The sequence below is a fragment of the Loktanella salsilacus genome (assembly GCF_900114485.1).
GTDB lineage: Bacteria > Pseudomonadota > Alphaproteobacteria > Rhodobacterales > Rhodobacteraceae > Loktanella > Loktanella salsilacus.
The window spans coordinates 1-10,789 of record NZ_FOTF01000047.1; the positions used below are offsets into that span (position 1 = coordinate 1).

Here is a 10,789-nt window from a genome sequence, read left to right on the forward strand (position 1 = left end):
CAGTCCAAGCCATTGTGATCTCCATTCAGCTTCACAACCGAACAGAATCACAAACCACTGAACTCACTCAAATAGTTTTAAATCGGGCTCTTAGAAAGCGGTCACCTAAGCGGCCAGACCGCTCTGCCCCAATCCTCGCCAGTATCGACAATTGACTGGCCCACCACCGCAACCGTGTCGAGTTATGCATATCATCAAGCAGCTCTGAACGAGGACGTTGAGCGAGAGACATCATCGTTCCAAATCGCTGCAGGGTCAGATCAAGCACAGAATCTTTGCCGATACTCGCTTGGCGTCAGGCCCACGATGCGATGGAACACCTTCCGAAATGCCCCCGGGTCAGAATAGCCGACCTGCCAAGCCACACGCTCTACAGGTTGTTGGCTGAACTGAAGCAACTCCTGTGCCTTGGCTACCCGAAGGCGCTGTGCATATTCGGTCGCCGTCAGCCCTGTGGCTTTCTGGAAACGCCGGAGGAAGGTCCGCTTCTCCAATCCCGCCTGTTCGGCCAAAATGGCTAGGCCAGTATCCCGGCCTTCCTGCGCCTGAAGGTAATGCTGCGCCTTCAGTATAGCGCCGTCGCCATGGGACAGGCACGGCACGAAGCCGCTGTAGAACCGCTGCTCACGCCCCGGCAGGTCGACCAGCATCATCCGTGCGGTTCTTGCCATAGCGACAGGCCCAAGGAACCGGTTCACAAGGATCAGGCCAAGGTCGATCCATGACATAAGGCCTCCGGCCGAGATGATGTCGCCTCCGTCGACGATCAGCCGATCCACGTCCACCCGCGCGTCGGGGCAACGATCCTGAAGCGCCTGCGCATAGGTCCAGTGCGTCGTGACGCTGCGCCCGGCAAGCAGTCCCGTTTCGGCCAGAAGAAAGGCTCCGCCACAGACGGATGCAAGGATCGAGCCCTCGGCGTGACGCTGGCACAGCCACCGGGCGATGGGCGCACCCGCGTCGACCCCAAGCGTCGGTTCCAGAGATGGCGGCAACAGCAGAACGTCGCAGCGTGACGGGCCTTCATCATCGGATGTCGCGTCGGTGTCGAAGACGACACAAGCATCTGCAGCGGAATCGATGCGAAGATGGCGGACGCGCAATTGCGGCAGCACTTCAACCGCGTCTTGGGTGAACCGGTTCGAGAGTGCGAAAAGATCCGTCAGGCCCAGCACCGCTGACATCTGCACGCCTGGATAAAGCACGATACCAATGGCTGTCTGCGTCATTGTCGTTATCGCCCCTGTTTATGTCGATTGTGCCAATGGCCAGTGCTATCGTGCATGACGATATTCGATGCAACAGTGAACAGAACCCATGGAGGCTCTCATGTCCAACCGCGCCGTCCTCGTCGTCGATCTTCAGAATGAATACTGGCCGTCCGGCAACCTTCCCCTGCAGGGGATCGAGGCGGCGGCGGATAACGCCGCGCGCGTCATCGCGCATGCGCGGTCCAGGGGCGACCTGGTGGTGAACATTCGCCATGAAGCTCCGGGTGGCCCTATCTTCGTGCCCGGCAGCAAGGGAGCGGAGATCAACGAAACCGTCACACCCCAAGGCGACGAGGCCATCATCACCAAGAACTCCCCCAACTCGTTCCGCGATACTGGCCTGAAAGTTCTTCTCGACGAAAAGGGGATCATGGACGTGGTCGTGATAGGCGCGATGAGCCACATGTGCATCGATGCGACCACGCGCGCCGCCAATGATCACGGTTTCAACACAACCACGATCCATGATGCCTGCGCGACCCGTGACATCGAGTTTGGCGGGCAGACCGCCCCCGCCGCGCATGTCCACACGGCGATCATGGGTGCCCTTGCGTTCCTCTACGGCGACGTCATCAGCACCGAAGATTTTCTTCGCAGCTGACACCCTTGCCCGGCGCTTAAGGTAGGCCTGTCCTGCAATGGGCATGCCGACCGCATGCCCAATGCGGCGATCAATCCAAAACTTGCGCGGCCTCCGATGCTGCGAGCGACCATCAGCGTCAGCTCGTGTTGCCGCCGTCCCTCACCATCCCTAACAGATCCTGCCCCGCTACCAGTGGGCAAGGCAGCGAAAGAACTCGACCATGGACTTCAAGACAGAACACGGAATGACTCGACGCCAAGCGCTCTTGATGACGGGCGGTGCGTTTGCCGCCGCATCCCTCATGGCTGCGACTCAAGGCTGGGCAAATCCTGTAGGCACGCCTAAAACCGCCAAGGTCACCCAAGTCCGAAATGCGACAATTCTTGTCGAAACCGGTGGTGTAACCTTTCTGATCGATCCACTGTTCGCCGATCAGGGTAGCCTGCCTGGCTTTCCGGCGTCAGCCAGCAGTCATCTTAGCAATCCACTGGTTACCCTACCTATGCCGCAAGATGACCTTGCCACGGCTGATGCGGTCATCGTCACGCACCTGCATCTGGATCATTGGGATGATGCCGCCAAGGCAGCGATCGCACGCGACAAGCCGATCTTCGCTCAAAGCGAGCATGACGCCGGACTGATCCGCGCCGATGGTTTCACCGATGTGCACGTCCTGACCGAGGCGACGGAGTTCAACGGCGTCCGCCTGATCAAGACCGGAGGTCAGCACGGCAACGACGCGACGCTGGAGGCATTCCCGACGATGGGTGATGTCTGTGGCGTGGTGTTCAGCCACCCAGAGTTTCCGACCCTCTATGTCGCTGGAGACACCATCTGGAACGCGCATGTCCAGGCGGCCATCGATACCCATAAGCCGGCGGCCATCGTCCTGAATGCGGGGAATGCTGTAATGATGGGCTTTGATCCGATCATCATGGGGACGGAAGACGTGCTCGCTGTTCATCGCGCCGCACCCGAGGCCATCTTGATTGCAAGCCATATGGAGGCCATCAACCACTGCATCCTCAGCCGTCAGGTTCTGCGCGATTTCTCGGTTCAGAACGGATTTGAACAGAAGCTACTGATACCTGCCGATGGCGAGGCCGTCATGGTCTGATAAACAGGCGCGGTTTGATTAGGTGGCTTCGTTCTATTGCTGGATTGCAGATCCAGTCCGGCCACCGATGTGCGAGTTCGGGTGATCGTCATGCCGAGCACCAGGTAGCTGCTTTGTCACCCGCATCGCCGACGTTGTTTGGTCATTCTCGCTGCACAGCACTTCAAGGGCAGCTTTGGAAAAACCGCCCGGCCGCACCTGCCGGGTGCCGACTGACCGCTTTGGGCCGTCTCTGACATATCTGAATTTCTGCGAGCGCAAAATACTGCAGTTGCAGTGCTGGTAAGTCTGGGCTCAAACCGGGATTTCGCCGCGCTATCCACGAACGTCCGCTCTCATCTTCATGCAAGCTTTTAGCCAAAAGCTCGCATGAGGTTTTGGAACAAGCAGTTGGACAGGACATAGCTTTCGAAGAGAGTAAGCGTGAGGCAATGTTTGATCACATTGAGGACGCTCAATCCTACCACACCTAAAAGCCAACACGCGGTGCCAGTCCAAAGCAATTTGATTGATAGAGGTTCTACCTTAACATTCAGGTTGTCTTTGATGAAATATTATACAACCATAGGTTAAGTCTTATCACGACAGAGGGGGCATCTGTTCGGCGTATACTTCTATACTTGCATCAAGTGGCGGTGAAAGTTTCAAGAAACACGGTAGGTTCATCATATTTCCGATAACTTCTTGATTGGGGGCTGTCGAAATAACAACATCACCCTGACTCCCTATGATCTTCGAAGGTACAATATATGAGAAATGACTGGCACCAATCTCTCGGCGCATCATTAAAGAAAACAGCAAAAAATAAACCTATTCTATCCTTCATTTTTATTGCGATATTTTTTGTTTGTATAATTTGTATTGAAATATTTGCATCAAAAATACCAATACTCCTATCCATAAAATGGATTGTGTTGATATTTATACTAAGCTTCATACTGCGTGAAAGAATAGGACGTTAAAAATGGTAAAAATCATTACATCATCTGATAATAATACAACATATCAAACAGTCACTGAAAATGGCCAAACTACAGTCACAAGCACACTAACATATAACTCACCAGAGCTCGTGGGATTTGCTAATTATATAGGTTCGGGAGGCCGAACAGCAGCCGAAGTTGATTGGGGTGGATCGGTCGCCGGGGGGGTCGGTTGTCAACGGCGGAGACAAATCCGGCCACGCGGCGGCGCAAAACTAGGCCAGTGGCGGGGTGCCAAGCGCCATGGTGCGCGCGCTCCCCAGATAGCTGGTGCGTGCCATGGCGCATTGGCCCACAGGGCCAACCCTGCAACGGGTGATCAGGTTGAGACTTCGGCCTTTCGGGCGCGGCTTTGGCCGAGTCGATAGCTGTCGCCGTTCATCTCGAGGATGTTGACGTGGTGGGTCAACCGATCGAGCAGTGCGCCTGTCAGGCGTTCCGTGCCGAAGGTTTCGGTCCATTCGTCGAATGGTAGGTTGCTGGTGATCATAGTGGAACCGCGCTCGTAGCGCTGCGAGATCAGTTCGAACAACAGCTCGGATCCGGTTTTGGACAGCGGCACAAAACCCAGTTCGTCGATGACCAGCAATTTGACGCCGGCCAGCTGCTTTTGCAGGCGGAGCAGGCGGCGTTCGTCTCGGGCTTCCATCATCTCGTTGACCGGTGGTGAAGCTGACCGAGAGGCCCTTCTGGCAGGCCGCCAGCCCAAGTCCGAGGGCAACATGGGTCTTTCCTGTGCCGCTGGGCCCCAAGGCGATGACGTTCTCGCGCCGGTCGATCCAGTTGCAGCGAGCCAGTTCCAGCACCTGCATCTTGTTGAGTTTTGGGATCGCCTTGAAGTCGAAGCTGTCCAGGCTCTTGGTGGCCGGGAACTTCGCGGCCTTGATACGCCGCTCGATCATCCGCCCCTCACGGTCAATCAATTCCAACTCGACCAGACGCGCGAGGAACTGAACATGATCCAGCCCCTCGGCGGCGCATTGGCGGGCGAGCTTGTCGTATTCCCGCAAGAAGGTCGGCAACTTCAGCGTCTTGAGGTGATCCGCGCGCAGGATCTTTGGAGCCACGATCATGCTCTACCCTCCGACATCAGGGCCATATAGCTGGCTGCGGACGTGGTCTCGACGTTCGTCCGCGGCAGGTATGGGTAGACATCGAGATCCAGCTTTGGCGGTCGTTTCTCGACGTGGCAGAGGACGAGGTGCTTCACGGCATCGAAGCCGACCGCCCCCAATTGCAGCGCTTTCTTCACGGCGACATGCAGGTCATCAATATCGAAGGTCTCGAGCAGGCGCAGCACCTGGACATACTCGCGGCGGCCGGCCTTGATCATTCGCGCTTCCATCAGGCGACGCAGGGTCGCGAACGCGGGCGGCAAATCCCATTCAACCAAGGGGGCCGCTTGATCGAGGGCGTTGATTTTACGCTCGATCAGCGGAAGATAATGCACCGGATCGAAGACCATATCTTCGCGGTCGTAGCATCGGGGATGGCGTGCGATGATCTCACCACGGCAACCGATCACGACCTCTCCGACATAGCCCCTGATCCAGACGTCACGGTGGCCGTAAGCGACTGGCACCGAGTAATCATTCGTCTTGTAGCGCACCAGCGCCTGCGAACTGACCCGTCCGGTTGCCTGATCACAGGCATCGAATGGTGCCGCCGGAAGGTCGGACATCGTGACCAGATCACGCACGAGGCGTTGACCGATCGTTTCCGACTGGCCGCGCAGGAGATCCGCTTGGCGCTTGCGGCATTGCTTTTCCAAATAGTCGTTGAACGCGTCCCATGTCGCAAACCGTTGGATTGGCACCATGAAGTTGCGGCGGGAGTATCCGACCAGCCCTTCCACATTGCCCTTGTCATTGCCCTTACCGGGTCGGCCATAGCGGTCTCGAAACAGGTAGTGCGACAAAAACCCGCTGAAGAGTGTCGCCCGCTGACGCGTTCCATCAGGAAGGATCTTCGCAACGAGACAGCGGTCGTTGTCGTAGAGGACCGACCCAGGCACCTTGCCGAAGAACGCAAACGCATGAACGTGGCCGTCAACCCAGGCTTCCGCCGTCGCCCCCGGATACGCACGCACGAAGCAGGCATCACTGTGCGGCAGGTCCATGACGAAGAAATGCGCCTTTTGTTCGACACCGCCGATCACGACTACCGCCTCGCCGAAATCGGCTTGGGCGTGCCCGGGCGGATGCGCCAGCGGCACGAACATCTCGCGACCGCACCGTTCGCGCTGCCGCATGTAATCCTTCACGATCGTATAGCCGCCGGTGAACCCGTGCTCATCACGAAGCCGCTCGAACACCCGCTTCGCCGTGTGCCGCTGCTTGCGATGAACCTCCCGAACGCCGTCCAGCCAAGCGTCTATCATCCCGGTGAAGGCATCCAGCTTCGGCCGTTTGACCGGCGCCGTCCGCCGATATCCGGGCGGGACAGAGAACGCCATCATCTTAGCTACGCTGTCGCGCGAGACGTTGAAGTGCCGCGCCGCTTCTCGCTGGCTCATGCCCTCAGCACAGGCCAGCCGAACCTTCCGATATAAATCCACGGTGAAAATCCTCCCACCCTCCCTGTCACCAGAAAGGGTAAAGGTGGACGACTTTTACGCCGCCCGCAGCAAGATCATCCCGCCGCTACCGTGGCCGACTTTCGCACCGCCGTTCTCACCATGTTGGGCTATGATAATCGTAAGCCTCAGTGTGATCAAATGCAACAAAGACGGGGTATGTCGTAGGCTATTTGAAGATTTTGCAAATTCTTCAGAAAAGGACCGTCTATTAAGCAGTTACTTTTAACTATAATCTTGACGCAAATTTTTATGCCATTTCTGGATGCAGTGGTTTTTCGCTGATGACTGGCAACTTTAGTTGGAAACATGATCCGATACCCACACGACTGGTGACTGTAAGTTCTCCATCATGCAATTCCGCCAGCTGCTTAGCGATCGCTAGGCCCAACCCAAAGCCACCTTTTTGCCGCGTGACTGATGCATCGACCTGCTGAAAGCGCTCAAATATGCGATCCAGATAAGCCTCAGGAATACCACACCCCGTGTCCGAAATGCTGATCACGACTTCGTCCGGACGTTCGACAACACCCAGCTCTACGTGGCCATGTTCTGTGAACTTGATCGAGTTCGACATTAAATTGTAAAGGATCTGTCGCAACCTTGCCTGATCCCCAAAAATATTGACCTGCACGTTCGAGCTATAGCGGAAATCCAGATCTTTAGCTTGGGCCAGAGGTCGGAGTTCTTCCGCAACAGCATCTGTCAGATCGGCCAGAGAAACGATCTCTTTCTGAATATGCATGGTGCCACGCTCTGCAGTGGTCCAATCCAGAAGATCCTCTACCAAACGCAGCATGTGCTTGCTGGCGTGGACGATTTTGCTTCCTTGGTCAGCAACGTAACCTTTATAGGCCTCAACAGCGTTTTTTACCTCATCCGATATGTCGGCGGATCCTTGTAAAAGGTTGTCGAGGCGTGCGGCGGCAGGCAGCTTATCTTGATGCTGAAAGAACGACGCACGACCAACAATCACGGTCAAAGGCGTCCGTAGTTCGTGCGATACGTTGCTAATGAAGTTTGTCTTTTCGAGGTCAGCCGCTTCAGCGGCGTCCATTGCACGCTTTTCTGCCGTCACATCCGTTCTGATACCGACAGTATAGCCATAAGGCGTCTTGGCCTCTGTAACTTTGACCCAACGCCCATCAGATATTTGATGGATGAATGAGCCTTGCGGATTCATGAAAGCAGAAATCCGACTTGCCACCCATTCTTTCTCGTTACCAATAGCCTCAGGAAACTGCGATCGCTGAACACCGGCTCTCACGAGCACTGCAAAAGGAACACCAGGCACCAGCTTGTCCACAATATTTGGATAGTATTCTCTGAATTTATGATTGGCCATAACGAGGCAATTGTTCTGATCGAAAGCAGCGAACCCCTCGTTCATACAAGAAATAGACTCTTGGAGAAGAGCGTGATGCTTGGCATGTTTTTCAGAGACGCTGTGAACGATCAGTAAGCTCGCAGCAGCGCCCATTGCTAAAAGGATTGAGGTTGTCAGGATGACATATCCTTGAGGAGATCTTTTTGGCCACCCTCCAATCGGCGCAGCCGAAGCACGCCACTTCGCCCCAGCCATGGGAAATTCGACCGAAATTGGAACTTCAGAACCTTGCCAATGGCCATCGATCTCGGATTCTGAGGTCATAGCGCGCTGGCGAACTTCATACAGTGTGAAGACCAGTTCTTCACCCTGATCAAACGTTGCCGTATTGTTGTTAATTAAGCCATCAGCTTTGATGACAACTGAAATGATGCCCCAAAACCGTTCTGCGGACAGTCCATCCTGCGGTAGGAAAACCGGATAACGTAAGATGTAGCCGATGCCGCCTTGAACGAGTGAAATTGGTCCAACGACAACCGGACTACCTTGACGATAGGCACGAGCGACCCCCGGCAACTGCCGATGAACTTCCCAATACTTGAGGCCAACAGTCCCCTGATTAGCCGACAACGGGAACGTTTGCGTCACCGTAAGATCTGGTGCGAGTGCGACAGCAAGAACATTAGGATTGCTCGCCAGAAGGGCCTCTACATCTTTTTGAATGAGAAGGTCTGGCGTTTCACCAGATGCTGTGAGGAGACCTTCGATTTTGCCCGCGACCAGTTCAGCTTCGAAGAATGATAGCCGTATCTGGTTGGTCGCTTGGTAAAGGTATTTCTCCAGCTGATTCCGCTCTGATGCCAAGTAAATGGCATCGCTCCGGTTCATCGCTGTAAGCCCTAGGAGCGGAAATGTGATGACAACGAGTGCCGCCGCGATAAGAAATAGCTTCGCCCATAGCACCCCCTTGGCGCTTTCCAGCAAACGGACGACCATAGCGCGGCGACCTGCGGTTTGCGCCTCATTCAACTGGTTCATTTCTTCTGGCCCCACCTCAGGTAGCTCTGTTTCGATACTCGAAACATTCGGATGCGGCTGTGGCATTTGTTTGGCCATCATGCATCAATAATGATGCAGGCGGCGGTGGCGTTCGACGCAGTTAAGGTATGAAGATAACCACGGCTAACAACACTCCTAGTGCCTTACTAACATTGCCTGCGGGTAAGGGCCTGAAACCTCTAGCAATCAACGGGTACATTTCTTCCGCCGCACGACTTGTGATTAGGGGCGTGCTGGGAGTGCGCGGCTTCACCGGCAACTTTTTGCCATGAAAGACACCGGATGTTGAAGAAACTTTACGATGGGCTGCAGGTCGTTTTAGACCTCGGAGTTCATTCTTTCCAACAATCGTTTTCCCATTCTAAACGTTGGGATCATCCTGGCTTGAACCTCGAGTATCTCGCCGGTTCTGGGATTACGTCCAGTTTTGGCTTTATGACAGCTGGTGGAGAATACTCCGAAGTTCCGAAGCTCAACACGGCGACCATGCGCGACTGAATCAATGATTTTGTTAAATATGGCGTTAACCGCAGCCTCCACGTTTTTTGCGGATATATCTGGGTGTTCATTCCGGAGCTTTTCAAGAAGTTCAGATTTCGTCATCTTAGCGTTCCTAAGCCAGCGTACATCTTACCGTACTGAACAGCTTTTACACCACGTGGTAAATGTTTTCTCAATGCTGGGCATCCAGTGGGATCGATTTCTCACCGCATCACTTGCGAAACGCGTCGGCCAACTTGCGAAGATCAGGCACATGACCGCCGTCAAGCTTTGGTGCCGTGTCCCGTGCAATGCGGTCCCATGACCGGTGTCTTGTAACGTGCCATGTTCTGGGAAGCTTAAGGGGAGCTGTCCCGCGTCCCGGAGACGGCGCTGGAGCGGTTGCAGGCCCCGCCCGCGCGTCAGGCGGCAAGGATCACGAGCCGCAGACCGCCCTTGAGCGGCTACCGGCTTCGGGGAAAGCCGCGGTGGGGACCGGAGCGCCAAGATCGAGCGCAACGTTGAGATTTCCGGGGTGGATTTGACGGAGCAGGACCGGGATAGAGCAAGGGTGCTGGAGCGCGAACGGGTGCGGGAACTGGACCGGAGTATCGAGCGAGAGGGGCCGGATTATAGTATCTGGGGGCGGGAATTTTGACATGCCAACGCATTACCATCCAGCGACATAAAACTAGCACCATCGAATATCTAAAAAACTTTGTTTTAAAAACAATGCTTTAGAGGTATTTTTCATCTTATTGGAAACTTTCCAGATTTCCGGCCGTGACTATCAATAATATCAATCTCAGCACGGAGAATTAGAAACATGAAGACGCTTATTTCAGCTATTGCCCTTACCATTGCCGGGTCTGGTGCATTCGCTGCAGCACACGCTGCGGCCCCTTCAATCACAGCATCCGATCAATCGGCTGAGAACGGTATCGTCGCTGCCGAAACAGTAGTTGCTCCTGAAAATGGCTGGATGGTCGTGCACCGCACCGATGCCGACATGAAACCCGGACCCGTTGTAGGCTATGCGCCTTTGCGTATGGGTGACAACACGGATGTTGCTGCAATTTTGACTGAAGAAGTTGCACCGGGAGACATGTTGATGCTGATGGTTCACTCTGAAGCTGGTGGCATGACTACAGGTGGTTTTGAGTACACACTGGGAGCCACCGAAGATGGCCCGATCAAAATTGATGGTGAGCTTGTGACGGCTACGATCACCGTCGAATAGTCTTCGCTGCGGTCAGTTTGTTAGGTCATTAGCTTTGAGTTCAGAGTTCTGACCAATGTTGAGCGCCGCCTGCAATTCGAGACAAAATTGCAGGCGGTGTCGTTTTTGAACATGGTACTGAGGTGGTAATTCTCTCTTCTTTGTCCGAGAATTA

7 protein-coding genes and 1 pseudogene are annotated in these 10,789 nt (G+C 54.9%); 3 read left to right on the plus strand and 5 right to left on the minus strand.

Annotation, left to right across the window (positions count from 1 at the left end; genetic code table 11):
* Window positions 1-260: 260 nt before the first annotated feature.
* Window positions 261-1,229: a GlxA family transcriptional regulator gene (locus BM131_RS19285; RefSeq protein ID WP_090192062.1), complete on the minus strand. Its 969-nt coding sequence runs from the start codon at window positions 1,227-1,229 to the stop codon at window positions 261-263.
* Between the two features lie 100 nt (window positions 1,230-1,329).
* Here BM131_RS19285 and BM131_RS19290 point away from each other — a divergent pair, with 100 nt between their 5' ends.
* Complete coding sequence (locus BM131_RS19290; protein ID WP_090192063.1) at window positions 1,330-1,872, plus strand: cysteine hydrolase family protein; 543 nt, start codon at window positions 1,330-1,332, stop codon at window positions 1,870-1,872.
* A gap of 202 nt (window positions 1,873-2,074) precedes the next feature.
* Window positions 2,075-2,971, plus strand: coding sequence for an MBL fold metallo-hydrolase (locus BM131_RS19295; protein WP_245754337.1), 897 nt, complete (start codon window positions 2,075-2,077; stop codon window positions 2,969-2,971).
* Window positions 2,972-4,273: 1,302 nt separating this feature from the next.
* On the opposite strand, the pseudogene istB reads toward BM131_RS19295, so the two are convergent.
* The 4 genes and pseudogenes from istB to BM131_RS19315 all read right to left on the minus strand — a co-directional run bounded on the left by istB (window position 4,274) and on the right by BM131_RS19315 (window position 9,518).
* A pseudogene (gene istB, locus BM131_RS19300) lies at window positions 4,274-5,027 on the minus strand (IS21-like element helper ATPase IstB).
* On the minus strand, window positions 5,024-6,511 hold the full coding sequence (gene istA / locus BM131_RS19305) for an IS21 family transposase (RefSeq protein ID WP_139222730.1): 1,488 nt from the start codon (window positions 6,509-6,511) through the stop codon (window positions 5,024-5,026). The pseudogene istB and the gene istA overlap by 4 nt, the downstream one beginning before the upstream one ends.
* A gap of 268 nt (window positions 6,512-6,779) precedes the next feature.
* Window positions 6,780-8,960 (minus strand): ATP-binding protein, encoded by a 2,181-nt coding sequence (locus tag BM131_RS19310; RefSeq protein WP_175499495.1) that lies wholly within the window; start codon window positions 8,958-8,960, stop codon window positions 6,780-6,782.
* A 273-nt stretch (window positions 8,961-9,233) separates the two neighbouring features.
* Window positions 9,234-9,518, minus strand: coding sequence for an HU family DNA-binding protein (locus BM131_RS19315; protein WP_090192068.1), 285 nt, complete (start codon window positions 9,516-9,518; stop codon window positions 9,234-9,236).
* Between the two features lie 703 nt (window positions 9,519-10,221).
* On the opposite strand from BM131_RS19315, the gene BM131_RS19320 reads away from it, so the two are divergent.
* Window positions 10,222-10,635, plus strand: coding sequence for a DUF7282 domain-containing protein (locus BM131_RS19320; RefSeq protein ID WP_090192070.1), 414 nt, complete (start codon window positions 10,222-10,224; stop codon window positions 10,633-10,635).
* Window positions 10,636-10,789 lie beyond the last annotated feature (154 nt).